The organism is Streptomyces manipurensis (assembly GCF_049570255.1).
Taxonomy (GTDB): Bacteria; Actinomycetota; Actinomycetes; order Streptomycetales; family Streptomycetaceae; genus Streptomyces; species Streptomyces manipurensis.
Map to the genome: position 1 here is coordinate 1206587 of NZ_CP186950.1, position 24491 is coordinate 1231077.

Annotated in this window: 22 protein-coding genes and 1 pseudogene; 13 read left to right on the top strand and 10 right to left on the bottom strand. The window is 74.1% G+C overall.

Features of this window, described 5'->3' with window-relative positions; all coding sequences use genetic code 11:
- Positions 1-56: 56 nt before the first annotated feature.
- Together purB and mug are read left to right on the top strand one after the other, a co-directional pair.
- Positions 57-1490 carry an adenylosuccinate lyase gene (gene purB, locus ACPU2J_RS05600; protein ID WP_420081482.1) on the top strand — a complete coding sequence of 478 codons (1434 nt, stop codon included), beginning with the start codon at positions 57-59 and terminating at the stop codon, positions 1488-1490.
- Entirely contained in the window at positions 1487-2032 is a 546-nt protein-coding gene (gene mug, locus ACPU2J_RS05605) for a G/U mismatch-specific DNA glycosylase (protein WP_420082495.1), read from the top strand. The genes purB and mug overlap by 4 nt, the downstream gene beginning before the upstream one ends.
- Before the next feature lie 76 nt (positions 2033-2108).
- Here mug and ACPU2J_RS05610 read toward each other — a convergent pair whose 3' ends face one another.
- Genes ACPU2J_RS05610 through ACPU2J_RS05620 form a run of 3 tightly spaced genes read right to left on the bottom strand, consistent with a single transcriptional unit; the run spans position 2109 to position 4274 of the window.
- Positions 2109-2546: a hypothetical protein gene (locus tag ACPU2J_RS05610; RefSeq protein ID WP_420081481.1), complete on the bottom strand. Its 438-nt coding sequence runs from the start codon at positions 2544-2546 to the stop codon at positions 2109-2111.
- Positions 2547-2586: 40 nt separating this feature from the next.
- Positions 2587-3336: an ABC transporter permease gene (locus tag ACPU2J_RS05615; protein ID WP_420081480.1), complete on the bottom strand. Its 750-nt coding sequence runs from the start codon at positions 3334-3336 to the stop codon at positions 2587-2589.
- Between the two features lie 26 nt (positions 3337-3362).
- The gene (locus tag ACPU2J_RS05620) at positions 3363-4274 is read right to left on the bottom strand and encodes an ABC transporter ATP-binding protein (protein WP_423832886.1); all 912 of its coding nucleotides are present in this window, start codon (positions 4272-4274) and stop codon (positions 3363-3365) included.
- A 108-nt stretch (positions 4275-4382) separates the two neighbouring features.
- Between ACPU2J_RS05620 and ACPU2J_RS05625 the strand changes: the two genes are divergently transcribed.
- The 3 genes from ACPU2J_RS05625 to ACPU2J_RS05635 all read left to right on the top strand — a co-directional run bounded on the left by ACPU2J_RS05625 (position 4383) and on the right by ACPU2J_RS05635 (position 7471).
- Complete coding sequence (locus tag ACPU2J_RS05625) at positions 4383-5558, top strand: sensor histidine kinase (protein WP_420081478.1); 1176 nt, start codon at positions 4383-4385, stop codon at positions 5556-5558.
- A 4-nt stretch (positions 5559-5562) separates the two neighbouring features.
- Positions 5563-6213 carry a response regulator transcription factor gene (locus ACPU2J_RS05630; protein ID WP_361594029.1) on the top strand — a complete coding sequence of 217 codons (651 nt, stop codon included), beginning with the start codon at positions 5563-5565 and terminating at the stop codon, positions 6211-6213.
- A gap of 100 nt (positions 6214-6313) precedes the next feature.
- A complete protein-coding gene (locus ACPU2J_RS05635) occupies positions 6314-7471 on the top strand; it encodes an ROK family transcriptional regulator (RefSeq protein WP_361594027.1) in 1158 nt (385 codons plus the stop codon).
- Between the two features lie 105 nt (positions 7472-7576).
- On the opposite strand, the gene ACPU2J_RS05640 is transcribed toward ACPU2J_RS05635, so the two are convergent.
- On the bottom strand, positions 7577-8347 hold the full coding sequence (locus ACPU2J_RS05640; protein ID WP_361594025.1) for a GntR family transcriptional regulator: 771 nt from the start codon (positions 8345-8347) through the stop codon (positions 7577-7579).
- A gap of 287 nt (positions 8348-8634) precedes the next feature.
- On the opposite strand from ACPU2J_RS05640, the gene ACPU2J_RS05645 reads away from it, so the two are divergent.
- From ACPU2J_RS05645 to ACPU2J_RS05660, 4 genes are all read left to right on the top strand, one after another.
- Positions 8635-9495: an alpha/beta fold hydrolase gene (locus ACPU2J_RS05645; RefSeq protein WP_420081477.1), complete on the top strand. Its 861-nt coding sequence runs from the start codon at positions 8635-8637 to the stop codon at positions 9493-9495.
- Between the two features lie 106 nt (positions 9496-9601).
- Complete coding sequence (locus ACPU2J_RS05650) at positions 9602-11170, top strand: alkaline phosphatase D family protein (protein ID WP_423832887.1); 1569 nt, start codon at positions 9602-9604, stop codon at positions 11168-11170.
- A 152-nt stretch (positions 11171-11322) separates the two neighbouring features.
- Positions 11323-12804 (top strand): N-acetyltransferase family protein, encoded by a 1482-nt coding sequence (locus ACPU2J_RS05655; protein WP_423832888.1) that lies wholly within the window; start codon positions 11323-11325, stop codon positions 12802-12804.
- Between the two features lie 235 nt (positions 12805-13039).
- Positions 13040-14743, top strand: a complete 1704-nt coding sequence (locus ACPU2J_RS05660) for a DUF885 domain-containing protein (protein ID WP_423832889.1) — start codon at positions 13040-13042, stop codon at positions 14741-14743.
- Between the two features lie 82 nt (positions 14744-14825).
- On the opposite strand, the gene ACPU2J_RS05665 is transcribed toward ACPU2J_RS05660, so the two are convergent.
- Positions 14826-15341 (bottom strand): rhodanese-like domain-containing protein, encoded by a 516-nt coding sequence (locus ACPU2J_RS05665; protein WP_423832890.1) that lies wholly within the window; start codon positions 15339-15341, stop codon positions 14826-14828.
- Between the two features lie 94 nt (positions 15342-15435).
- On the opposite strand from ACPU2J_RS05665, the gene ACPU2J_RS05670 reads away from it, so the two are divergent.
- Positions 15436-15882 (top strand): Lrp/AsnC family transcriptional regulator, encoded by a 447-nt coding sequence (locus ACPU2J_RS05670; protein ID WP_361594013.1) that lies wholly within the window; start codon positions 15436-15438, stop codon positions 15880-15882.
- 33 nt (positions 15883-15915) lie between these two features.
- On the opposite strand, the gene ACPU2J_RS05675 is transcribed toward ACPU2J_RS05670, so the two are convergent.
- The 3 genes from ACPU2J_RS05675 to ACPU2J_RS05685 form a co-directional block, all read right to left on the bottom strand.
- On the bottom strand, positions 15916-18927 hold the full coding sequence (locus ACPU2J_RS05675) for an AAA family ATPase (RefSeq protein WP_423832891.1): 3012 nt from the start codon (positions 18925-18927) through the stop codon (positions 15916-15918).
- Positions 18924-20093 carry an exonuclease SbcCD subunit D gene (locus ACPU2J_RS05680; protein WP_399823068.1) on the bottom strand — a complete coding sequence of 390 codons (1170 nt, stop codon included), beginning with the start codon at positions 20091-20093 and terminating at the stop codon, positions 18924-18926. Before ACPU2J_RS05680 ends, ACPU2J_RS05675 begins: the two co-directional genes overlap by 4 nt.
- An 84-nt stretch (positions 20094-20177) precedes the next feature.
- Positions 20178-20804, bottom strand: a complete 627-nt coding sequence (locus ACPU2J_RS05685) for a YigZ family protein (RefSeq protein WP_420081471.1) — start codon at positions 20802-20804, stop codon at positions 20178-20180.
- A gap of 102 nt (positions 20805-20906) precedes the next feature.
- Here ACPU2J_RS05685 and ACPU2J_RS05690 point away from each other — a divergent pair, with 102 nt between their 5' ends.
- Complete coding sequence (locus tag ACPU2J_RS05690) at positions 20907-21311, top strand: CoA-binding protein (protein ID WP_361594005.1); 405 nt, start codon at positions 20907-20909, stop codon at positions 21309-21311.
- 64 nt (positions 21312-21375) lie between these two features.
- On the opposite strand, the pseudogene ACPU2J_RS05695 reads toward ACPU2J_RS05690, so the two are convergent.
- Positions 21376-21942 (bottom strand): annotated as a pseudogene (locus tag ACPU2J_RS05695) (helix-turn-helix domain-containing protein); the annotation flags it as partial.
- Positions 21943-22047: 105 nt separating this feature from the next.
- Between ACPU2J_RS05695 and ACPU2J_RS05700 the strand changes: the two are divergent.
- Positions 22048-22914, top strand: a complete 867-nt coding sequence (locus tag ACPU2J_RS05700; RefSeq protein ID WP_365080860.1) for a DMT family transporter — start codon at positions 22048-22050, stop codon at positions 22912-22914.
- A gap of 70 nt (positions 22915-22984) precedes the next feature.
- Here ACPU2J_RS05700 and ACPU2J_RS05705 read toward each other — a convergent pair whose 3' ends face one another.
- Complete coding sequence (locus ACPU2J_RS05705) at positions 22985-23791, bottom strand: acyltransferase (protein WP_423832892.1); 807 nt, start codon at positions 23789-23791, stop codon at positions 22985-22987.
- Positions 23792-23931: 140 nt separating this feature from the next.
- On the opposite strand from ACPU2J_RS05705, the gene ACPU2J_RS05710 reads away from it, so the two are divergent.
- A complete protein-coding gene (locus tag ACPU2J_RS05710; RefSeq protein WP_365080866.1) occupies positions 23932-24477 on the top strand; it encodes a gamma carbonic anhydrase family protein in 546 nt (181 codons plus the stop codon).
- The last annotated feature ends 14 nt before the right edge of the window (positions 24478-24491 follow it).

Sequence of the window (24491 nt, forward strand, 5' to 3'; positions counted from 1 at the left end):
AGCGGGGGTCCGACCTGCGTAAACGCACAGCCGCGGCCCAAGTAGAATTCCTCCACGTGACTGCCAAGCCCCGCATCCCCAATGTCCTGGCCGGCCGCTACGCCTCTGCGGAGCTCGCCGTCCTGTGGTCCCCCGAGTACAAGGTGACGCTGGAGCGGCGGCTGTGGCTCGCCGTGCTGCGCGCCCAGAAGGACCTCGGTATCGACGTCCCGGACGAGGCCCTCGCCGACTACGAGCGCGTCCTCGAGGACGTCGACCTCGCCTCCATCTCCGAGCGCGAGAAGGTCACCCGGCACGACGTGAAGGCCCGCATCGAGGAGTTCAACGCCCTCGCCGGCCACGAGCACGTCCACAAGGGCATGACCTCCCGCGACCTGACCGAGAACGTCGAGCAGCTGCAGATCCGGCTCTCGCTGGAGCTGGCCCGCGACCGCACGGTCGCCGTCCTGGCCCGTCTCGGCAAGCTGGCCGCCGAGCACGCCGAGCTGGTCATGGCCGGCCGCTCCCACAACGTGGCCGCGCAGGCCACCACCCTGGGCAAGCGCTTCGCCACCGCCGCCGACGAGCTCCTGGTGGCCTACGACCGCCTGGAGAACCTCCTCGAGCGCTACCCGCTGCGCGGCATCAAGGGCCCCGTCGGCACCGCGCAGGACATGCTCGACCTGCTGGGCGGCGACGCCGCCAAGCTGGCCGACCTGGAACAGCGGATCGCCACGCACCTCGGCTTCGCCCAGGCCTTCACCTCGGTCGGTCAGGTCTACCCCCGCTCCCTCGACTACGACGTGGTCACCGCTCTGGTGCAGCTGGCCGCCGCCCCGTCGTCGATCGCCAAGACGATCCGCCTGATGGCCGGCCACGAGCTGGTCACCGAGGGCTTCAAGCCCGGCCAGGTCGGCTCCTCGGCCATGCCCCACAAGATGAACACCCGCTCCTGCGAGCGTGTGAACGGCCTGATGGTCATCCTGCGCGGCTACGCCTCGATGACCGGCGAGCTCGCCGGCGACCAGTGGAACGAGGGCGACGTCTCCTGCTCCGTGGTCCGCCGCGTGGCCCTGCCGGACGCCTTCTTCGCCTTCGACGGTCTGCTGGAGACCTTCCTGACCGTCCTCGACGAGTTCGGCGCCTTCCCGGCGGTCGTCGCCCGTGAGCTGGACCGCTACCTGCCGTTCCTCGCGACCACCAAGGTCCTGATGGGCGCGGTGCGGGCGGGCGTGGGCCGCGAGGCGGCGCACGAGGTCATCAAGGAGCACGCGGTGGCCTCCGCCCTGGCCATGCGCGAGCAGGGTGCCGAGCGCAACGAGCTGCTGGACAAGCTGGCCGCCGACGACCGGATGCCGCTGGACCGGGCCCAGCTCGACGCCCTGATGGCGGACAAGCTGTCCTTCACCGGCGCGGCCGGCGACCAGGTCTCGGCGGTGGTCGCCCGGATCGAGGCGATCGCCAAGCAGCACCCGGAGGCCGCCGGCTACACCCCGGGGTCGATCCTCTGACTCCCGACGAGCTGAACGCCGCCCGTGACCGCGTCCTCCCGGACGTGGTCGCGGGCGGTCTGCGTGTGCTGTTCTGCGGGATCAATCCCGGCCTCCTCTCCGCCGCGACCGGCCACCACTTCGCCCGGCCCGGCAACCGCTTCTGGCCCGTCCTGCACCTCTCCGGCTTCACCCCCCGCCGCCTCGCCCCCTCCGAGCAGGAGGAGCTGCTGACCTACCGTCTCGGCATCACCAACGTCGTGGCCCGGGCCACGGCCCGCGCCGACGAGCTGAGCGCCGAGGAGTTCCGCGAGGGCGGCCGCATCCTGACGGCCAAGGTGGAGCTGCTGCGCCCGCAGTGGCTCGCGGTCGTGGGCGTGACCGCCTACCGGACCGCCTTCGGCGACCGGAAGGCCCGGATCGGCCCGCAGGAGCGGACGATCGGTCCCACCCGGATCTGGACGCTCCCCAACCCCAGCGGCCTCAACGCCCATTGGACCGCCGAGTCCATGGCCCAGGAGTACGCCCGCCTCCGTACGGCCGCGGAGTCCCCCGAGGCCTGAGGCCCGGCGGGCCCAGGGCCGAAGACCCGAGGGCCACAGGTGCAGCGGGTGCGCGGGGCTGCGGGCCCGGCGCCCGTCAGGGCGGGTCGACCACCGTGACCGCCGCCGTGAGGAAGTAGGGGCCCTCCCCGTCCCACTGCGTCACGCACACCACCAGCCACCGCTCCCCCGCCCTCCAGAGGTGGACGTGGTCCGTGCATTCGCTCAGCTCGGCCCACGGCTGCGCCGCCTGCTCCCCCGCGAGGCCGCGCTCCAGCACGGTCCCCACAGCGAACACCTGCGGCTCCCCCCACCGGTCGGTCGCGGCCTGCACGAGAGCCCCGTACTCGGCACTGATCTGGTCGGCCGCCTCCGCCCTGCCCGAACCGTCGTCGTCCCAGAGGTCCGGTGTCCGCGAGAGCCGGACCAGATGGAATCCCGGACCGCCGCTGCCGGCGGTGGTCCGGACCGGCTCCGCCGCGAACTCCCTCGCCAGGAGCCGGTCGATCGTGTCGAGGTGCTCTGCGGTGGTCATGCCGTCAGTATCGCGACGACCACTGACATCTGGCCTGCCGTCACGCGTCCCTGCGCCGCAGGGCGACCCACCCGCCGAACAGTGCCGCTGCCGCCCACAGGGCCATGACACCGAGCCCGGTCCAGGGTCCGAGGTCGCCCTCCGCCTGCGTGTGCAGAACCACCTGCCCCGCACGGTCCGGCAGGAACTGAGCCGCACCGCCCGCGGCCTCGCCGACGACGAAGGACACCAGCAGGACGAAGGGTATGAGCAGGCTCAGTACCACCGTTCCGCTGCGCAGCACGGCGGTCAGGCCTGCCGCGAACAGCGCCATCAGCGTCAGGTACAGCCCGCTGCCGACGACGGCCCGGTAGGTGCCCGGGTCGCCGAACTCCAGCGCGTAGGGGCCCATGAACGCCTGGCCCGCGAAGAAGGTGACCAGGCCGGTGATCTGCCCTGCCAGCAGGGCCAGGGCGCCCACCGTGACGATCTTCGACAGGTAGAAGCGGGTGCGGTGGGGCACGGCGGCCAGCGAGGTGCGCAGGGCGCCGTTGTGGAACTCCGCCGACAGGGCTCCGGCGCCGAACACCATGGCGGCTATCTGGCCGAAGTTGAGACCGTAGTAGGCCCCAGTGAGGGGATCGTCTCCCAGACTTCCGGCCTCTGCCTGGCCGATGGCCGCGGCCGTGAGGGCCTGGATGCCGGCTGTGGCGGCGAGCACGGCCGCCAGCGCCCCGAGGGTGCCGCGGAGCGACCGTATCTTGATCCATTCCGAGTGCAGGGTGGACGGGGTGGGCAGAGCGGTGCGCATGGGGGTGCCTCCTGGGGTCGGGATGTTCAGTGGGTCGCGGTGAACCGCGCGTGATCCGCGGTGAGGTCGAGGTAGGCCTGCTCCAGTGAGGCCCGTTCGTCGGCCAGTTCCAGCAGAGGGACGCCTTCGCGGGCGGCCAGGGCGCCGAGTTGCTCCGCGTGGACGTCCTCGACGGTCCACCGCCCGCCCTCGGCGCTCTGCAGCTCGAATCCCTCGCGGGCGAGGGCGACCCGGAGCCGGACCGGGTCGGAGGTCCGCAGCCGTACCCGCGGTGTACTGCGGGAATTGATGAACTCCTCCATCGAGGTGTCGGCCAGCAGCCTGCCGTTGCCGAGGACGACCAGGTGGTCGGCCAGTGCCGAGGTCTCCGACATCAGGTGGCTGGAGACCAGGACCGTGCGCCCCTCGGCGGCCAGGGAGCGCATCAGCTCACGGATCCAGATGATGCCCTCGGGGTCGAGCCCGTTGGTCGGTTCGTCCAGCAGGAGCACGCCCGGGTCGCCCAGGAGGGCTGCCGCTATGCCGAGGCGCTGGCGCATGCCGAGCGAGAAGGACTTGATGCGTTTCCTGGCGACGGTGGCCAGCCCCGACTGCTCCAGCACCTCGTCCACCCGGCGCACCGGGATGCCGCCCGCCGCGGCGAGGACGTGGAGGTGGTCGCGGGCGGTGCGGCCGCCGTGTGCCGACCGTGCGTCCAGCAGGGCGCCGACCCGGCGCAGGGGCTCCTGGAGGTCCAGGTAGCGCCGGCCGCCGATGCGGGCCGTGCCGGAGGTGGGCCGGTCGAGGCCCAGCAGCAGGCGCATGGTCGTGGACTTCCCGGCGCCGTTGGGCCCGAGGAACCCGGTGACCCGGCCGGGCAGGACGTCGAAGGTGAGGCCGTCCACCGCTCGGTGGACGCCGTACGTCTTGGTGAGCTCTCGGAACTCGATGCTGTTCATGGCTCAAGGCTCGCCGCCGGCCCCCGCCCTCCTCCTCCCCCGCGCGAGGGTGCCGTCTCCCCCACGTGGGGGAGACGGCCGTGTGCGGTGCGCTGCCACGATGGGCACATGTACCGACTGCTGCGGGCCCCGCTCCGACCAGTGACGTATTCACGCTGGTTGCACCTCTGCGTGCCGATGCTCCTGCTGGCCATATGGATGTTCGTGTTCCCCCGGTGGCCGTGGGGGCCTCTGTTGGTCGTGCTGCCCTTCGGGCTGGTGCCGTGGGTGCGGCTGGCCGAGGGGCTGCAGGCGCAGTTCCTCCTCACTCCGCACGACCGCGGCTCCGCCGACGGAGCCATAGGCGTCAAGGCGTCGGCGCACTGGGGCGACCGCTGGCGGACGGTCCTGTGGATGGAGACGCGGATGGTCTTCGCGGCGGTCGCCGTGCCGGCCACCGTGTGGCTGCCGGCGGTCTCGGTGGAACTGATCGCGATCGCCGCCGGGCACCCGATCGACCCCGACCCGATGGTGCCGTTCGAGCCCGGCCGCTGGACCGCCGCGCTGCTCGCCCCGGTACCGCTGCTGGTGCTGATGGTCGTCGTGGTGCTCCTCGGTGAGCTGGTCACCGCGGCCGCCACGCGTCTGCTGGGGCCGTCCGCGGCGGAGCGGCTGACCGCCCTGGAGGCGCGTACGGAGCAGCTGCTGGAGCGCACCCGGATCGCGCGGGAGCTGCACGATTCCATCGGTCACGCGCTGACGGTGGCCGTGGTGCAGGCCGGCGCGGCGCGGGCGGCCGGGGATCCCGCCTTCACGGACCGGGCGCTGTGCGCCATCGAGGAGACGGGGCGGGCCGCGCTGGAGGATCTGGAGCGCGTGCTGGCGGTGCTGCGCGAGTCCGGTCGGCCGCCGTCACAGCGGCCGACGCTGGCGGAGGCCGGCCGGCTGCTGGAGTCGGCCCGTGCCTCCGGCTCCACCGTGGACGCACAACTGAGCGGTTCCTTGGACAAGTTGCCCGGTCCTGTCACCCGCGAGGGATACCGGATCCTTCAGGAGGCGCTGACGAACGTGCTGCGCCACTGCGGTCCCGTGCCGGTGCGGGTCCGGGTGGAGGTGGCCGCGGGCGGTCTGCACCTGGAGGTGACGAATCCGCTGCCGGAGCGGCCCGTCGTCACCTCCGGCGGGGGCAGCGGGCTGCGCGGGATGCGGGAGCGGGCGGCGCTGCTCGGCGGGGAGGCGGACACCGGTCCGCACGCGGGCGGTTGGAGAGTGCGCGCGCGGCTTCCGCTGGAGCGAATACGCTGACGGGATGCCGGTCACCGTACTGCTCGTCGACGACGAACCCCTGGTCCGCGCGGGTCTGCGCGCCGTCCTGGACTCCCAGCCCGACATCGAGGTGGTGGGTGAGGCGGCCGATGGCGCTTCCGTGATCCCGCTCGTGCGGCAGTTGCGGCCGGACGTGGTGGCCATGGACGTCCGGATGCCGCTCCTCGACGGGATCGAGGCGACGCGGGCGGTCCTGCGGACGGTCGACTCGCCGCCGAAGATCCTCGTGGTGACGACCTTCGAGAACGACGAGTACGTCTACCAGGCGCTGCGGGCAGGAGCGGACGGGTTCCTGCTGAAGCGGGCCCGGCCGTCGGAGATCGTGCACGCGGTACGGCTGGTCGCGGAGGGCGAGACGCTGCTCTTCCCGGCGGCCGTGCGGGCCCTGGCCGCGGAGTACGGGAACCGGCAGGCCCGGGCCGTGCTGGAGCGGGCGGCTCTCACCGAGCGGGAGGAGGCGGTGCTGCGGCTGATGGCGCGCGGTCTCACGAACGTGGAGATCGCAGGCGAGTTGATCATCGGAACGGAGACGGTCAAGTCCCATGTGAGCGCGATCCTGGCGAAGCTCGGGGCCCGCGACCGCACCCAGGCGGTGATCACGGCGTACGAATCGGGCTTCGTCTCGCCGGCCTGAGCGGAGGGCCCGCTCCGGCCGATGGGGGGCTGCTTCTCGCCGCGGCACCGGGGGCGCAGTACGATCCGGCTGAGAAGCTCGCTAGCTGGGAGGACACACGTTGGGGCAGCTGACCGGCGGGGATCCCTCTCTGCTCCGGCGGATCAACTCCGCGGTGGTGCTGCGTGCACTGCGCACGGCCGGATCGCCGACCCTCACGGACCTCACCCGGCTGACCGGGCTGTCCCGGCCGACCGTCGAAGGCGTCGTGGAGGGACTGATCGGCACCGGGCTCGTCGTCGAGGCGGAGGCCGAGGAAGGCGCGCGCCGGCAGGGGCGTCCGGCCAGGCGCTTCCGGTTCCGGGCCGAGGCGGGGCACCTCCTGGGCATAGAGATCGGCTCGCACCGGGTGGCCGTGCTGCTGTCCGGGCTCGACGGCCGCATCATCGGCGCCGGCACCAAGGAGGTCGCCGAGTCGGCGTCCGCCGACGAGCGGCTGGAGCGGGTCCGCGCGGCCGTCGCCGACCTGCTGCGCCGTGCCGGTGTGCCGCGGGGTTCGCTGCGTGCGGTCGGTGTCGGCAGCCCCGGCATCGTGGAGGCGGACGGTACGGTCCGGCTCGGCACCGCCCTGCCCGGCTGGACGGGGCTGCCGCTCGGGGAACGCCTCCAGCGTTCCTTCCGCTGCCCGGTGCAGGTGGAGAACGACGCCAATGCGGCGGCGGTCGCCGAGCACTGGAAGGGGGCGGCGAGGGACACCGGGGACATGGTGTTCGTGATGGCGGGGCTCAGCCCCGGCGCCGGTTCGCTGATCGGGGGCCGGCTGCACCGCGGCTTCGGCGGCGCCGCCGGCGAGATCGGCGCCCTGCACCTGCTGGGCCGCGAGGCGACCCCGGAGCGGCTGCTGTCGACCACCGGCGAGCCCCTGCACCCACTGGACGAGCCGGCGGTCGCCGAGGTCTTCGCCATGGCCAAGCGGGGCGACGAGCGTGCGGTGGCGGCGGTCGAGCGGTTCCTGCAGCGCCTGGTCCACGACGTCGCGGCGCTGGTTCTGGCCATGGACCCGGAGCTGGTGGTCGTGGGCGGCTGGGCGGCCGGGCTGGACGGCATCCTGGAGCCGCTGCGCAGGGAGCTGGAGCGCTACTGCCTGCGCCCGCCCCGGGTGACCCTGTCGATGCTCGGCGAGGCCGCGGTGGCGACGGGCGCGCTCCGGCTCGCGCTGGACCACGTCGAGGAGGAGCTCTTCGCCGTGGAGAAGACGGTCACGGCCCGCCACCGCTGAGCCGGACCTCCCCGCGCCGACGCGAAAGGCCTCGGCCCCGGCCCGCAGGGATGCGGGCCGGGGCCGAGGACCGAAACCAGGGCTGAGGCCGGGGGCGGCGCGGCGTCAGGACGCGACGCGCGGCTCGTGGGTGATCTCGACACCGCCGGAGTCGCCGAAGGTGAGCCGGCAGGTGTCCGCGCGGTAGGTGGCCACGGAGACCGCCGCGGTGCCCGCGGCGGTGAAGTAGCGCGTGGTCACCAGCAGGACCGGCGCGCCGGGCAGCCGGTCGAGCTCCTTGGCGTCGTCGGCGCGGGCGGAGCCGAGCTCCACCGAGCGGTCCTGGCCGTCGAGGACCAGCCGCTGCAGTTCGCGCAGGACCGCGCGGGCGCGGGCCGGGCCCGAGGGGGCCTCGATGGCGGGGAGTCCGGGGACCGAGGCGGCCGGCACGTGGAGCAGTTCCGCGGCGACGGCCTGGCCTCCGGTGACCCGGGTCCGGCGCACCGTGTGCACCGGCTGGTCCTCCGCGAAGGCACCGCCGGTGCCGAGGAGCTTCAGCACGGCGGCCGACGGGAGCGTCTCGGAGGCGTCCACCGGCTCCCAGCCGTCGGCGGCCTCACCGGGCCAGCTGTGCTGCGCGCTGCCGACGGCCACGCCGACGCGCGGCGGGGCGACCGTGGTGCCGACTCCGCGGCGGCGCTGCAGCCGGCCTTCGAGCTCGAGCTGCTCCAGGGCCTGACGCAGCGTCGCGCGGGCGACGCCGAAACGGGCCGCGAGCTCACGCTCGTTGGGCAGTACCTCGCCGACGGCGAAGTCCTGGTCGAGGGCCTCGCTGAGGACGGTCTTGAGGTGCCAGTACTTCGGTTCCGGCACCGTGTCGAGCTGCGTGGTCCCCACCCTGACTCCTCCTGCCGTCGCTGCACTCGCCGTGTGTTCCAGCGGCAGTTCCGCGCCCTTGTTTATTAAAGGTTCCTGCACTATCCCTGCGACGATAGGACGGTGCACCCCCTTGGTCAAGACCAATGCTCATACCTTTGCCGGGCAGATCGGGCATACGTAGCAAGGCGTTCACGGGATGTTCTCGTACGACCCGGGGCCTTGTAGTCAAGGGCTACCGGACGGTAATCATGGCGGTGGGTACTCCTGACAATCCGTCTCGCACGCGTCCACCGACGAGGAGCAGCATGGCCGCCACGGTCTCCGTCACGATCGATTCGCCGCTCGGCCCCCGGACCGCCACGGTCGCCTACGAGCGCAAGGGCGCCGGCGAACCCCTCCTCCTGCTGCACGGCATCGGCCACCACCTCCAGGCCTGGCACCCGGTGGCGGACGTCCTGGCCGCCGGCCACGACGTGATCGCCGTCGACCTGCCGGGCTTCGGCGCCTCGGACCCGCTGCCCCGGGGCGTCCCCTACTCCCTCGACTCCGTGGCTCCGGCCCTCGGCGCGCTCTGCGCGGCGCTCGGCGTGGAGCGCCCGCACGTCGCGGGCAACTCCCTCGGCGGACTGCTCGCCCTGGAGATGGGCCGCAGGAACCTCGCCCGTTCGGTCACCGCCCTCTCCCCCGCCGGATTCTGGACCGAGGCCGAACGCCGCTACGCCTTCGCCGCACTGCTCGCCATGCGGGCCGGCGCCAGGGCACTGCCCGTCCCGGCCGTCCGCCGCCTCGCGCGCAGCGCCGCGGGCCGTACCGCACTCACCGGGACCATCTACGCCCGCCCGGCGCGCCGTTCGCCGCAGGACGTGGTCGCCGAGACCCTGGCGCTGCGGCACGCCACGGGCTTCGAGGACACCCTGGCCGCCGGCGGCGCCGTACGCTTCACCCACGACGTGCCCGGTCTGCCCGTCACCGTCGCCTGGGGCACCCGCGACCGGCTGCTGCTGCGCCGCCAGGGCGTGCGGGCCAAGGAGACCATCCCGGGAGCGCGTCTGGTCCGCCTGCCCGGCTGCGGCCACGTCCCGATGCACGACGATCCCGCGCTGGTGGCCCGGGTGGTACTGGACACGACCCGCAGCGCGAGCGGGGTCCCGTACCCGCACGGATGAGCGGCTGGCCGCTGTTCATCCGCGGTTCGCGTGGGCGACGCGGCCGGGCCGGGGTGCGGCGGCACTCTGGTCCGACCCGTCCTCGCCGCCCCCTGGAGACGCACCGATGGCTTCGACGCCGCACACCCGACGGTCCCTGATCGGCGGTTCCCTCGCCCTGTCCTCCGCCCTCTTCGCCGCTCCGGCGCTCGCCGCCCCCGCCTTCGCCCGCTCCGGCAGGCCGGGGGCGCCCTGGGGCGTGCAGTCGGGCGAGATCACCGCGCACTCGGCCACCGTGTGGACGCGTGCGGACCGGGTGGCGCGGATGTACGTCGAGACCTCCCCGAGCGAGGCGTTCCGCTACGCCGTGCGCCGCCACCGCGGGCCGCTGCTGGGGCCGTCGAGCGACTACACCGGGACCACCGTCCTGCGCGACCTGCCTCCGGGACAGCAGATCCACTACCGGGTCGTCCTGGCCGACCCCGACGATCCGCGGCGCACCTCCCCGCCGGTCCGGGGCACCTTCCGCACCACCCCGGTCTCCCGTCGCCGTGACGTCCGCTTCCTCTGGTCCGGCGACCTCGCGGGGCAGGGCTGGGGCATCAACCCCGACCTCGGGGGCTACCGGGTCTTCGAGGAGATGCGGCTGCGCGATCCGGACTTCTTCCTCTTCAGCGGGGACACGATCTACGCCGACGGGCCGATCAGGCCCTCGGTGCCACTGCGGGACGGCAGCGTCTGGCTCAACGTCACCACGGAGGAGAAGTCCAAGGTCGCCGAGACGCTCGCGGAGTTCCGCGGGAACTTCCGCTACAACCTGCTGGACGGCAACCTGCGCGCCTTCAACGCCCAGGTGCCCGTCCTCGCCCAGTGGGACGACCACGAGGTGCGCAACAACTGGTACCCGGGCCAGCTGATCGACGACCCCCGCTACACCGTGAGGGAGGCCGACGTCCTCGCCGCCCGCGCACGCCAGGCCTTCGGCGAGTACTTCCCCGTCACCGATCTGCGCGGCGGCCGCGCCGAGGGGCGGATGTACCGCGTGATGCGGCACGGCCCGCTGCTCGACGTGTTCGTGCTGGACATGCGGACCCACCGCAACCTCAACTCCCCCGGCACCCAGACCGACGACCCGGTCGGAATCCTCGGCGCGGAACAACTCGCCTGGATCACAAGGGAACTCGCCCGCTCCCGGGCGACCTGGAAGGTCATCGCCGCCGACATGCCGCTGGGCATCGTCGTCCCGGACGGGGCGACGGACTTCGAGGCCGTCGCGCAGGGCGACCCGGGCGCCCCGCTGGGCCGTGAGCTCCAGATCGCCGAACTGCTGCGGCACATCAAGCACCGCCGCATCACCGGCACCGTCTGGCTCACCGCCGACGTGCACTACACGGCCGCGAACCACTACGCGCCCGAGCGGGCCGCGTTCACCGACTTCGCGCCGTTCTGGGAGTTCGTGTCCGGGCCGATCGGGGCCGGCGGGTTCCCCGCGGGCCGGCTCGACGCCACCTTCGGCCCGCGGACCGCGTTCGTCCAGTCGGCCCCGTTCGCCAACATGTCGCCGGCGGAGAACCCTCCGTACTACGGCGAGGTGGAGATCGACGGCGACAGCGGGGAGCTCACGGTGCGGCTGCGTCGCCAGGGCGGCGGCGTCCTGTTCACGCGGACGCTCCAGCCGGGGCGCGTGGGCCAGTAGCCCTACGGACCGGCCGGGGGCGCCGCGCGGCCCGCCTCGCCCCCGGCCCGTCCCGGTCCGGAAAACTGGAGGAAATCGACCAAGCGGACACTTAACCAGTCGGTCACAGATCGTTCGTGATCACGCAACACCCCTCGGCCACAGTGGTGTGCATGACTGACCGCAGCTCCGCCTCCGCCCAGCGTCCCCACCGTCACCACTGGCGCCGTGACGTCGTCGAACTCGCCGCCCTGTTCTGCGCCGTCGCGGTCGCCGACGGCATCGCGAACCTCGTGGTGCACGGCCCCAGGGGCCCCGTCCTGCTGGTGGCCTCGGCCGTCGCGCTCCTGGTGACGGCCGCGTTCCACACCTGGTGGGCCCGGCGGCACAGCCATGCGCCCCCGCACAGCGCACCGCCCGGAGATCCGGCACCGCCCGCGTCCGCGCATTCCGCCGCCACGCCGGCATCGGCCTCGTCATCGGCGACCACCGCGGCACCGGACGCCACGGGCGCGGGCGGCACGGCCGCGGCCACGGCCTCGCTCTGGCGGATGCGCACGACCGTCCACGACCGGCCCGGAGCCCTGGCCGCCCTCTGCACGGCCCTCGCCCGCAACGGCGTCGACATCCTGACCCTCCAGACGCACCCGCTCCCCGACGGCGGCACCGTCGACGAGTTCCTGCTGCGCGCCCCGCAGCAGCTGCCGTCCGCCGACCTCACCCGCGCCGTCGCACGGGCGGGCGGCCACAGCACCTGGATCGAGCGCGCCGACGCCCACGACCTCGTCGACACCCCGACCCGGATGCTGGGCCTGGCCACCCGTACCGCCCTGGACGCCGCCGAGCTCCCGCTCGCCCTCCGCCAGCTGCTCGGCCGCTGCACGATCCACTCGATCCCCGCGACCACCCTCTCGGGCCGCCCCAACGTCGGCGCGGACGCCCCCGTGGAAGGCGTCCTGGAGGCGACCGTGATGCGGCTGCGCGACCCCTCCGGCGGGGCGATCACCGTGGAGCGCCCCTACCTGCCCTTCACCCCGACCGAGTTCGCCCGGGCCCGCGCCCTGGTCGAGCTCGACGCGCGGCTCGGCCCGCGCGTCCCGCGCAGCCAGGACGTTCTGACCCTGCCCGAGGGCAACGAGATCACCGTACGGCGGGCCGACGGCTCCGACCTGGCCGCCGCCCGCGCCATGCACGACCGCTGCTCCGAGCGCACCCTCGGCCTGCGCTACCACGGGCCCGTGGCCGACGCCGACCGCTACCTCGCCCACCTGCTGAGCCCGCGCTTCGGCCGCACGCTGGCCGCCACCACCGCCTCGGGGAAGCTCGTCGCCCTCGGCCACCTGCTGTGGGACGGCGACGAGACCGAGCTCGCCCTCCTCATCGAGGACGAGTGGCAGCGCCGCGGCATCGGCTCGGAGCTGCTGCGCCGGCTCGTCGCCCTGGCGGTCGAGGCCGGCTGCGACAGCGTGTACGCCGTCACCCGGGCCGCCAACACCGGCATGGTCGCGGCCATGCGCGGCCTGGGCCTGCCCCTCGACTACCAGATCGAGGAGGGCACCCTCGTGATCACGGCCCGGCTGGACGCGACACCGGTCGGCTCCCGGGTGGCCTACGAGCTCCCCCAGGGCCGGCCGGCCCCGCGGCACCTGCCCTGAACACCGGGCCGGGGCACGCGGGGAGGAGCTGCCCGCGTGCCCCGGCCTGTCCGGTTCCGGCCAATCTCCGCGCCCTCCCGCTGTCCGCCGGATCCGCCTCCCGTCCCGAACTGCCTTCTGCACAGGGCTTGTCAGCGAGGTCCGGGGCGGGGCGGCACCGGGTCCGCGCCCCGCGCCCGGAGGGCGGCCCCAGTGGGTGATGACGGGAGCGCGTCGCCCGTACGAAGATGGCCGCATGTCAGAGACCCTCCACAGCGGCAGCGCACCTCGGCTGCCCCGCCAGGTGGCCGACGCGTACGTCGACGACCTCATCGCCCTCGACCCGATCACGGGCACCTACCTGGGTGTCGCCGAGAGCTCCGCCAGGCTCCCGGACTTCTCCCCGGCCGGCTCCGACGCCCTCGCCGATCTCGCCCGCACGACCCTCGCCCTCCTGGACGCCGCCGAGGCGCTGCCCGGTGCCGACGACGACGCCGAACGCCGTTGTGCCCGTCTGCTGCGCGAGCGGCTCACCGCCGAGCTCGCCGTCCACGAGGCGGACGAGCACCTCCGCGCGGTCAGCAACATCCACAGCCCCGCACACTCGGTCCGTGAGGTCTTCTCCCTCACACCCACGGAGACGGAGGCCGACTGGGCGGCCGTCTCCGAACGCCTCCGGGCCGTCCCGGCCGCCCTCGCCGGCTACCGCGAGTGCCTGCGGCTCGGCCTGGACCGCGGCCTGCTCGGCGGCCCGCGCGCCACCACGACCATGATCGGCCAGCTCACCACCTGGGCCGGCCAGGACGGCACCGCGCCCGCCTTCTTCGAGGAGTTCGTGTCCGCGGCCCCCGAGGGCCCGCGTGCCGGGCTCGACGAGGCGGCCGCCGTGGCGACGGCCGCCGTCGTCGACCTGCGCGACTGGATGGCCGCGGTCTACGCCCCGGCCGTCGCGGGCCGGCCGGACACCGTCGGCCGTGAGCGCTACGCCCGCTGGTCCCGCTTCTTCAACGGCACGGACCTGGACCTGGACGAGGCGTACGCCTACGGATGGTCGGAGTACCACCGGCTGCTCGCCGAGATGAAGACCGAGGCGGCGAAGATCCTCCCGGGCGCCGGACCCTGGGAGGCGCTGAAGCACCTGGACGAGCACGGCACCCACATCGAGGGCGTCGACGAGGTCCGGGCCTGGCTGCAGGGCCTGATGGACGAGGCCATGGAGAACCTCGACGGCACCCACTTCGAACTCGCCGACCGGGTCCGCAAGGTGGAGTCCCGGATCGCCCCGCCCGGCGGGCCGGCCGCGCCGTACTACACCTCCCCCTCGGAGGACTTCTCCCGCCCGGGCCGCACCTGGCTGCCCACCATGGGCCAGACCCGGTTCCCGGTGTACGACCTGGTGTCCACCTGGTACCACGAGGGCGTGCCCGGCCACCACCTGCAGCTCGCGCAGTGGACGCACGTGGCGGACCGGCTCTCCCGCTACCAGGCCACGGTCGGCATGGTCAGCGCCAACGCCGAGGGCTGGGCGCTGTACGCGGAGCGCCTCATGGACGAGCTGGGCTACCTCAAGGACGCCGAGCAGCGCCTGGGCTACCTGGACTGCCAGATGATGCGTGCCGCGCGGGTCATCGTGGACATCGGCATGCACCTGGGCCTGGAGATCCCGGCGGACTCCCCGTTCCACCCCGGCGAGACCTGGACGGTGGACCTGGCGCAGGAGTTCTTCGGCCTGCACAGCGGCCGGCCCGACGACTTCGTGGAAAGCGAGCTGACCCGCTACCTGTCGATGCCCGGGCAGGCGATCGGCTACAAGCTGGGCGAGCGGGCGTGGCTGCTGGGCCGGGACAACGCCCGGGCCGCGCGCGGCGAGTCCTTCGACCTGAAGGCCTGGCACATGGCGGCGCTGTCGCAGGGTTCGCTGGGGCTGGACGACCTGGTGGACGAGCTGTCGAAGCTCTGATCCCGTTCGCGTGCGGGCGGGCCCCCGGCCTCCGGGGGCCCGTCACGCCGCGGCCGGTCCCGCCCCCGGCCGTGCCGCACTCTCAGCAGCCACAGTCGTCCGAGTCGGTGGGGGCGGTCAGCGGGTCGGCCTCCATGCGCCGGCGGCCGCCCTGCCAGGTCTCGACCTCGAAGCCCTCGCGGATCCAGTACTCGATGCCGCCGAGCATCTCCTTGACCTGGAAGCCCAGTTCGGCGAGGGCGAGGGCCGCGCGGGTGCCGCCGTTGCATCCGGGGCCCCAGCAGTAGGTGACCACGGGGACGTCCTTGTCGAGGAGCCGTTCGGCCTGTTCGGGGATGAGGGCGGCCGGCAGGTGGACGGCACCGGGGATGTGGGCCTGGTCCCAGGACGGCGTGGAGCGGGAGTCGACGAGCCGGAACCCGAGCGGAGCGCCCTGCCCGCGGTGGGCCGCGAAGGCGGCGGCGACGTCCGAGACGTCCGCGTGGAAGGCCAGGCTCGCGGCGAAGTAGGCGGCGGCCGCGGCCGGCGGGGCCGGGGGCACCCGGAGCACGGGGTTGGTGGGGGCGGGGACTGCCGGGGTGTGCTGCGTCGTCGTCATGTCGAAGAATCTATGATCCGTTGATCTTGTCGGGAAGTGACTTTCCCCGGCCTTTTCCTTGTACTGCCGAGGAATCCCCTGCTAGACCTGGACCATGACCGACTATTCCCCTGACGCCACCGACTGGCGCATCCTGGACGCCCTCCAGCGCGACGGGCGGGCCAGCTTCACCGAGCTCGCCCGGTCCGTGTCGATGTCCGCGAGTGCCGTCACCGAGCGGGTGCGCCGGCTGGAGGAGGCCGGGATCATCACCGGCTACACGGCGGTGGTGGATCCCGAACGGCTGGGCAAGTCGATCCTGGCGCTGGTCCGGCTGCGCTATCCGCACGGCAACTACAAGCCGTTCCAGGACTTCCTGGAGGCCACCACGGAGATCCTGGAGGCCCATCACGTCACGGGCGACGACTGCTTCGTGCTCAAGGTGGCGGCCTCCTCGATGCGACACCTGGAGGAGGTCACCGGACGGATCGCGGGGCTCGGTCCGGTGACGACGAGCATCGTGTACTCCTCACCGCTGCCCCGTCGGCCGCTCAGCCCCTGAGGGCGGACCGGCCGGCGCCCCGGTGCGGGAGCCTCAGTCGGTGAGCGCGGCCGTACGGTGGCGCACCACCGAGCCGCCGCGCTGCTTGACGACCTCCAGCTGGGCCTGGACCCGGGTCCGCAGGTCGGCGACGTGGCTGACGATGCCGACGCTGCGGTCCCGTTCGCGCAGCGAGTCGAGCACGTCGAGCACCTCGTCCAGGGCCTGGTCGTCCAGGCTGCCGAACCCCTCGTCGATGAAGAGGGTGTCCAGCCGGGTGCCGCCCGCCTCGTCGGTGACCACGTCCGCCAGCCCGAGCGCGAGGGCGAGCGAGGCGAAGAAGGTCTCGCCGCCCGAGAGGGTGGCCGTGTCCCGCTCGCTGCCGGTCCACGCGTCCACCACGTGCAGTCCGAGGCCGGAACGGCCCCGTCCGCCCGAACGCGCGTCGGAGTGGACCAGGGTGTACCGGCCCCCGGACATGCGCTGCAGCCGTACGGTCGCGGCGGCGGCCACCTGTTCCAGCCGGGCGGCCAGCACGTACGCCTCCAGGCGCATCCTGCGTTCGTTGTCGGCGGAGGTGCCCGCCGTGAGCCCGGCCAGCCGGGCCACCCGGTCGTAGGCCTCGCGCAGCGGGCCGAGCGCCCGCAGTTCCCGTTCGGCCTGCCGGGAGAGCCGGTCCAGCTCCTCGCAGCGCACCCGGGCCGCGTCACAGGCGGAGCCGGCGGTACGGAGCTTCGCCGCGGCCCGGACGGCCAGCGCCTCGGCCTCCTCCGGCTCGGCCGGGGGCAGCGCCGCCGCCTCGGCGGTGCCGGTCTCGGCGAGGCGGTCCGCCAGCAGGGTCTGCTCGGACTGCCAGGCGTCCAGCCGGTGCTGGAGCGCGGTGCGTTCGTAGTCGGGGAGCACCGCCTCGGCGGCGGCCTCCACGGTGTCGAAGCCGGCCTTGAAGGCGGCGTCGGCGAGCTGGTCGTCGGCCTCCTTCAGCCGGCCGGCGGCGCTCTCCGCGCGGCGCAGGCAGGTGGCCGCGGCGGAGACCATCCGGACGCGGTCCTCCAGGGTGCGGGCGCGGGCGGCGACGGTGGGCGCGTCGCCCCGGACGAGGGCGAGTTCGCTCTCCAGCCCGGCCTGTTCGCGGTCCAGGGCCTCCCGGCGCGAGGCCCGGGCCGCGGCGCGGGTCTCGGCGCCGAGGCGGTCCGCGCTGCGGGCGGCGTGCTCCCGCTCGGCCCGGGCCAGCCGCTCGCGGGCCGTGTGCAGTCCCGCGGCGGCGGTGTGCGCGGCGGCGTGCCGGTCCGTCAGGTCCGAGGTGTACTCGAGGAGTTCGGCGGTGGTGGCGTCGCCGACGACGGAGGCGGCCTCGGCGCGGCCCTCCGCGGCGACGGCCAGCCGGCGCTCGGCGCCGGCCCGGTCCCGTTCGGCCCGTTCGAAGGCCGCGTGGGCGGCGTCCTCGGCGGCGCGGTCCACGTGGCCGGGGGCCGGACGGGCCGGAGCGGGGTGTTCGGAGGACCCGCACACGGTGCAGGCCTCGCCCGCCACCAGCGCCTCGGCGAGCTCGGCGGCGATGCCGCGCAGCCGGGCCTCCTTCAGGTCCAGCCAGCGTTCGCGGGCGGCGGCGGACTCCTCGCGCAGGGTGGCCAGTTCGGCCTCGGCGAGCTCGGCGTCGCGGGCGAAGCCGTCCCGCCTGCGGGCGGCGTCCAGCTGCATGCGGGCGGGTTCGAGGCGGCCCGCGAGCTGCTCGGCGAGGGTGGCGGCCTGCTGGGCGGCGTCCACGCGTTCCTGGAGCGCGGTCCGGATGTCGTCCCAGCGCTCCAGCCAGTCGGCCGACTCCTGGTGCTGCTCCTCGGCGGCGCGCGACTCCCGTTCCAGGTCGGCGCGTTCGCGGCCGATCTCGGCGCTGCGCTGTTCCGCGCGGTGGGCGGCGCCGAGCGCGCCCAGCTCCTCGCGCAGCCGCTGTTCGACGGCGGCGAGCTGTTCGGCGCCCGCCTCGCGGAGCGCGGGCGGGAGTTCGGCCCGGGCGGTGCTCTCGGCGTGCGCGGCGGTCAGGTGCGCGGCGAAGGCGGCGCCGCGCAGCTCCAGCGCGGGGGCCACCCGGGCGCCCCGTCCGGCCCGGTCGAGCAGGGCGCGGACCCGTGTGCGCTCGGGTTCCGCCTCGGCGAGGAGGGCGGAGCGGCGGAGGGTCTCGGCGTGCCGGCGCTGGAGCCGGTCCCGTTCGCGGGCATCCTCGGCGGCCCGCCGGGCGGCGGCGTGCCGGCTCTCGGTGGCGGCGAGCGCGTGTTCGGCGACGTCGAGGCGTTCCCGGGCGGAGCAGCGGGCGACGGCGGCCCAGGCGCGGACGGCCCCGGCCAGTCCGGGGTCGCCGGGCTGGTGTCCGGGCAGCGGCCAGTCCCGCAGGTCGACGCTGTCCCCGGCGGCCTGGGCGAGCCTCTGGGCGGTGTGGAGCACCTTCTCGTCGCCCGCGCGCACCTCGGCCTCGGCGGCACGGCGGCGCTCGGCGAGCAGGGTCTCGACGGCGGCGAAGCGCCGGGTGTCGAAGAGCCGGCCGAGCAGCCGGCCGCGGGCGGCCTCGTCGGCCCGCAGGAACCGTGCGAACTCCCCCTGCGGCAGCAGGACCACCTGGCAGAACTGCTCGCGGCTCATGCCGAGGAGCTGTTCGATCTCCTCGCCGATCTCCTGGTGGGACCGGCTGAGCGGTGTCCAGCCCTCGCCGGTGTGCTCCCGCAGCCGGCTCTGGGCCTTGTCCTTGGTCGTGCCGGTGCCGCGCTTCTTCGGGCGTTCCTGTTCGGGGCGGCGGCTGATCTCCAGGCGGCGGCCGCCGGCGGTGAGCTCCAGGGTCACCTCGGTGGGGGTGCCGGCCGTGGCGTGGTCGCTGCGCAGGCTGGTGCCGGGGGCCTGGCGGGATCCGGGCACGGACCCGTAGAGCGCGTAGCAGACGGCGTCGAGCACGGAGGTCTTGCCGGCGCCGGTGGGTCCGTGGAGCAGGAAGATCCCGGCGGCGGAGAGAGCGTCGAAGTCGATCTCCTGGGCCTCGGCGAAGGGCCCGAAGGCGGTGACGGCCAGCCGGTGCAGCCTCATCGGTGGATCTCCCGGCGTCCGTCGTCGGTGCGTACGTCGTCGAAGGCGCCCCGGAGCACGGCCCGTTCGGCCTCGTCGGGCTGCCCGCCGCCGCGCACGTGGGCGACGAAGTCCTCCGCGATCTCCTGGTCGCTGCGTCCACGCAGCCGCTGGGCGTAGGACGCGCCGGTCTCCTCCTCGCGGCCCTGGGGGTCGAAGGCGAGGGTGAGGGTGTGCGGGAAGCGGGCGGCGAGACGTGCCATGGGGTCGTCGGGGCGGACGGCGTCGGTGAGGGTGGCCTCGACCCAGGCGTCCTCGTGCACGGCGTGCGCGGGGTCGTCGAGCAGCTCGTCGAGCCGTCCGCGCAGCCGTGCGAGGGCGCGCGGGACGGGGGTGTCGAGGCGCTCGGCGGTGCGGATCTCGCCCTGCGGGCCGAGGTCGATCAGCCACATGGTCTTGCGGTGGTCGGCCTCGGAGAAGGAGTAGGCGAGGGGGGAACCGGAGTAGCGGACTCGTTCGTTGACGGACTGGCAGCCGTGGAGGTGGCCGAGGGCCGCGTAGTCCACTCCGGCGAAGACGGAAGCGGGCACGGAGTCGACCCCGCCGACGGTGATGTCGCGCTCGCTGTCGCTGGCCTGCCCGCCGGTGACGAAGGCGTGTGCCAGGACGACGGAGCGGGTGCCGGGCGGGCGGGACGCCAGGTCGGCCCGGATCCGGTCCATGGCCGCGCCGAGGACCGCCTCGTGGCTGACCTTCCGCGCGCCGAACTCGTCCTTGACGAGGGCCGGCTCCAGGTAGGGCAGGCCGTACAGCGCGACGTCGCCGTGCTCGTCGGTCAGCACGACGGGGTCCGCGCAGCCCGCCGGGTCGGTGCGCAGGTGGATCCCGGCGCGTCCGATGAGGCCGGCTCCGACCCCGAGCCGGCGGGCGGAGTCGTGGTTGCCGGAGATCATGACGGTGGGCACGCCGAGGTCGGCGAGCCGGTGCAGGGCCCGGTCGTACAGCTCGACGGCGGGGAGCGGGGGGACGGCCCGGTCGTAGACGTCACCGGCGACGAGGACGGCGTCGACGCCGTGTTCGCGGACCGCTGCGACGAGGTGGTCGAGGAAGGCCGCCTGGGCGCCGAGCAGGTTCACGCGGTGGAAGGCCCGGCCGAGGTGCCAGTCGGAGGTGTGCAGGAACTTCACTCGCCGGCCCCGCCGCACATGCCGTCTCCCCTGGTCGTCTCCCGCTCACCGGACCCCACTACGCTAACCCGTCCCCGGGGGCGCTCAGGGCGCGTACGTCTCGCCGCCCAGGGTGAGGCCGGCCGTTCCGGCCGTGGTGTCGGCGAGCCAGGCCTCGAAGGCGGGCAGGTCCGCCTCGGGGAGGGCCACCTCGATCTCGACGGCGGCCCCGTACCTGAGGTCGACCACGGTCCGGCCGGTGGAGCGCAGGTCGTTCTGGGTCTTGCCGGCCCGCTGGTGGTCGACGGTGACGGTGGCGAGGCGGTAGCGGCGGCGGGTGACGGTGCCGAGGGTGTCGAGGGCCTCGCCGACGACTCCTCCGTAGGCCCTGATGAGACCGCCGGCGCCGAGTTTCACGCCGCCGTAGTAGCGGGTGACGACGGCCACGGCGTAGCGCACGTCGCGGCGCATGAGCATCTGGAGCATGGGCACCCCGGCGGTGCCGCCGGGCTCCCCGTCGTCGCCGGCCTTCTGGACGGAGGCGTCGGCGCCGACGACGTAGGCGAAGCAGTTGTGGGAGGCGGTGGGGTGCTCCTTGCGGATGCGCGCGACGAAGTCCTGCGCCTCCTGCTCGGTCGCGGCGGGGGCGATCGAGCACAGGAAGCGGGAACGGTTGATCTCCGCCTCGTGCACGCCCTCGCGGGCCACGGTCACGTACTGGTCTGCCTTCACCGCTCCACCCTACGGGGAATCGGACAGGCGTCCTCCCGGTTGAGGCGGGTGAGCGGCGGCCCGGGCCGGGCCCCGCGCAGCGGACATCCAGGAGGCGGCACCGTGTACGGCGACCAGGCAACCACACGCAGGATCCTCACCGAGCTCGGCGACACCTGGGCCGTGGTGGGCCTCTCGAACAACACGGACCGGGCGGCGTACGGCGTGGCCCGCGTGCTCCAGCGGTTCGGCAAGCGCGTGGTCCCGGTGCACCCCAAGGCGGAGACGGTGCACGGCGAGCCCGGCTACGCCTCGCTGCGGGACATCCCGTTCCCGGTGGACGTCGTGGACGTCTTCGTGAACAGCGAGCTGGCGGGCGCGGTCGCCGACGAGGCGGTGGCGATCGGGGCCGGCGCCGTGTGGTTCCAGCTCGGCGTGATCGACGAGGCCGCCTACGAGCGCACCCGCGCCGCCGGGCTGTCCATGGTCATGGACCGCTGCCCGGCGATCGAGATCCCGGCGCTCTGACGGTCCGCCCGGTGCCCGTTCCCTGCGCGCCGTGGGCGGGAGCGGGTGCGGGCAGCGGCGCCGACACCGGCGGGACCGACACCGCGAGGGTCATCTCCATGGGCACGGCGCCGTCGTTGCGGTAGGAGTGCGGGAGGTTGGCCTCGAAGGCGGCCGCGGCCCCCGCCGGTACGCGGAACTCCTCCTCGCCGACGACCAGGGTCAGTTCGCCGGCCGTGACGTGGAGCATCTCGATGGTGCCGGAGGGGTGCGGGACGGAGTCCGTGCCCTCGCCCGGCACGAGGTGCCAGGTCCACAGCTCCATCGGCCCGCGCTCGTCGGTGCCGATCAGCATGGTCGTGGAGCTGCCGGCCCCGCTGGACCAGATCCGTACGGCCTCGTCGGGCGCCACGACCCGCACCTGCGGGCCGCGGTCGTGGTCGAGGAGGGCCGAGATGCTGACGCCCAGCGCGTCGGCCAGCCGGACGGTGGTGCCCACGCTGGGGTTCGTCCGGGCCTGCTCGATCTGGATGATCATGCCGCGGCTCACGCCCGCGCGGGCGGCCAGGGCGTCCAGGGTGAAACCGCGCTCGGCGCGCCAGCGCTTGAGGTTCCGGGCGAGCGCCTGGGTGAGCTGTTCGAGATCCGACACCATTCCGTCCAATATCCTGGATGACACAGTGCAGTGCACTGCACTACCGTGCCGTGTATCCGATGCTGTACTCCGACGTTCACCGCACTGTACTGCGAGGCCCGCATGACCGCCCTCTTCGCCCTGGCCACAGCCGTGCTGTGGGGTCTGGCCGACTTCGGCGGCGGGCTGCTGACCCGCCGCCTCCCGGCGCTCACGGTGGTCGTCGTCTCCCAGGTCGTCGCGGTCCTCGTGCTGGGCGCCGTGGTCCTCGGCACCGGGGCCTGGCGCGAGGCGGGGCCCCAGCTGTGGTTCGCGGTCGCCGCGGGCCTGGTCGGCCCCGTGGCCATGCTCGGTTTCTACAAGGCACTGGCCCTCGGCCCGATGGGTGTGGTCTCGCCGCTGGGCTCGCTCGGCGTGGTCGTGCCCGTCGCCGTGGGACTGACGCTGGGCGAGCGGCCCGGCCTCGGCCAGGTCGCGGGCATCGCCGTGGCGGTCGTCGGCATCGTCCTCGCGGGCGGACCGGAGCTGCGCGGCGCTCCCGTGCAGCGGCAGGCCGTCGTCCTCACCCTGGTCGCGGCCTTCGGCTTCGGCGCGGTGATGGCCCTCATCGCCGAGGCCTCCACCACCGTCACCGGCCTGTTCCTCGCCCTGTTCGTGCAGCGGGTGACCAACGTCGCCGTCGGCGGGGCGGCCCTGCTGGTCCAGGTGCGCCGCGGGGTCCCCGCCCTGCCGGCGGGCACCGGTCCGCGGATCCTGTGGAGCCTCCTGCCGGCCCTGGCCTTCGTCGGCCTGGCGGACGTCGCCGCGAACGGCACCTACTCGGTGGCCGCCCAGAACGGCCCGGTCACCGTGGCCGCCGTCCTGTCCTCGCTGTACCCGGTGGTCACCGCGCTGGCCGCGTTCGCCGTGCTGAAGGAACGGCTGCGCACCGTGCAGGCGGCGGGCGCCGGGCTGGCCCTCGCGGGCACGGTCCTGCTGGCCGCGGGCTGACACCCGCGGTCCGTCGGGCCGGTCCCGTCCTCCGGACCCTCCCGGGTCGGCACGATCCGGAGGACAGGCCCTACGCCTGCTCCGCCACGGCCGGTTCGGCGGCGGCCTCCCGGGCCGCGGCCCGCTCGACCTCGGCGAGCTCCGCCTCGGTGAGCTCGGCCAGCCCCCGCAACTGCTCCGGGGTCATTCCGTCGGGGATCGGCACCGGGGCGGGCGTCCGCAGCGGCGGCTGCCACCCCGTCTCCGGCTGCCAGCGCCGCACGATACGGGCCGGCGCGCCCGCGACCACCGCGTGATCGGGCACCTCGCCCCGTACGACCGCGCCCGCGGCCACCACGACGTTGCGGCCCAGCCGCGCGCCGGGAAGGATCACCGCGCCGGTGCCGAGCCAGCAGCCGGGGCCGATCTCCACCGGCGCGTTGCGCGGCCACTGGCGGCCGACCGGCTCGTGCGGGTCGTCGTAGCTGTGGTTGGTGGAGGTGATGTACACGCCGGGACCGCAGAAGGTGTTGGAGCCGATCGTGATCCGGGCGTCGGCGATCACGTGGCTGTCGCGGCCGATGACCACCCCGTCCCCGAGGACCAGCATGGGCTCCGTGCCGAGGTCGAGACCGGGCATCATGCCGGCGGTCAGGGTGACCTGCTCGCCGATGATGCAGTGCCCGCCGAGCGTGATCCACCGCTCGTTGAAGACCGTCCCCTGCGGGAAGGCCAGCCGGGTGCCGTCCCCGATCGCGCCGAAGCGCAGCGGGCCGGGGGTCTGCGCGGTGACCGCGCCGGCCTGCTGCATGAAGCGCCAGCCGGTGTGGACCACACGGCTCGCCAGCCGGCGGCGCAGGACCGCCACGGATGAGAACGTGTTCTTTTTCTTCGGCACCCGGCCACGGTAGTGCGCGCGGCCGCGGTCGTCGGGACCGCGGTCCTGTGATCTTCACCCCATCGCCGGAACCGCGACCGGTGTGGCCTACGGTGCTGTTGGCGCGGCACACCGGACGACCGACGGCAGAGGAAGAGCACATGACGCAGCAGGCGGCCCAGGCACTCGTGGCGGGTGTCAACGGCAAGGACCCGCAGATCGACCCGACGGCCTTCACGGCGCCCACCTCGGTCGTCGTCGGCGACGTCACCCTGGCCGCCGGCGCGAGCGTCTGGTACTCCGCGGTGCTGCGCGCCGACTGCGGCCCGATCACCCTCGGCGTGGACAGCAACGTGCAGGACAACTGCACCCTCCACGTGGACCCCGGGTTCCCGGTGTCCGTCGGCGCGCGCGTCTCCATCGGCCACAACGCCGTCGTGCACGGCTGCACGGTCGAGGACGACTGCCTGATCGGCATGGGCGCCACCGTGCTGAACGGCGCGGTGATCGGGGCCGGTTCCCTCGTGGCCGCGCAGGCCCTGGTCCCGCAGGGCATGGTGGTCCCGCCCGGCTCGCTGGTCGCGGGCGTGCCCGCGAAGGTCCGCCGGCCCCTGACCGACGAGGAGCGGGAGGGCATCAAGGTCAACGCCGCGATGTACGTGGACCTGGCCGGGCAGCACCGCGCCTCGGTGACCCCGGCCTCCTGACGCACGTCCGACCG

Excerpts from the sequence above, each read along its gene's own strand:
- ACPU2J_RS05610 (WP_420081481.1), bottom strand. The coding sequence starts at position 2,546 with ATGACCACCGCAGAGCACCTCGACACGATCGACCGGCTCCTGGCGAGG.
- ACPU2J_RS05615 (WP_420081480.1), bottom strand. The coding sequence starts at position 3,336 with ATGCGCACCGCTCTGCCCACCCCGTCCACCCTGCACTCGGAATGGATC.
- ACPU2J_RS05620 (WP_423832886.1), bottom strand. The coding sequence starts at position 4,274 with ATGAACAGCATCGAGTTCCGAGAGCTCACCAAGACGTACGGCGTCCAC.
- ACPU2J_RS05625 (WP_420081478.1), top strand. The coding sequence starts at position 4,383 with ATGTACCGACTGCTGCGGGCCCCGCTCCGACCAGTGACGTATTCACGC.
- ACPU2J_RS05630 (WP_361594029.1), top strand. The coding sequence starts at position 5,563 with ATGCCGGTCACCGTACTGCTCGTCGACGACGAACCCCTGGTCCGCGCG.
- ACPU2J_RS05645 (WP_420081477.1), top strand. The coding sequence starts at position 8,635 with ATGGCCGCCACGGTCTCCGTCACGATCGATTCGCCGCTCGGCCCCCGG.
- ACPU2J_RS05650 (WP_423832887.1), top strand. The coding sequence starts at position 9,602 with ATGGCTTCGACGCCGCACACCCGACGGTCCCTGATCGGCGGTTCCCTC.
- ACPU2J_RS05655 (WP_423832888.1), top strand. The coding sequence starts at position 11,323 with ATGACTGACCGCAGCTCCGCCTCCGCCCAGCGTCCCCACCGTCACCAC.
- ACPU2J_RS05660 (WP_423832889.1), top strand. The coding sequence starts at position 13,040 with ATGTCAGAGACCCTCCACAGCGGCAGCGCACCTCGGCTGCCCCGCCAG.
- ACPU2J_RS05665 (WP_423832890.1), bottom strand. The coding sequence starts at position 15,341 with ATGACGACGACGCAGCACACCCCGGCAGTCCCCGCCCCCACCAACCCC.
- ACPU2J_RS05670 (WP_361594013.1), top strand. The coding sequence starts at position 15,436 with ATGACCGACTATTCCCCTGACGCCACCGACTGGCGCATCCTGGACGCC.
- ACPU2J_RS05675 (WP_423832891.1), bottom strand. The coding sequence starts at position 18,927 with ATGAGGCTGCACCGGCTGGCCGTCACCGCCTTCGGGCCCTTCGCCGAG.
- ACPU2J_RS05700 (WP_365080860.1), top strand. The coding sequence starts at position 22,048 with ATGACCGCCCTCTTCGCCCTGGCCACAGCCGTGCTGTGGGGTCTGGCC.
- ACPU2J_RS05710 (WP_365080866.1), top strand. The coding sequence starts at position 23,932 with ATGACGCAGCAGGCGGCCCAGGCACTCGTGGCGGGTGTCAACGGCAAG.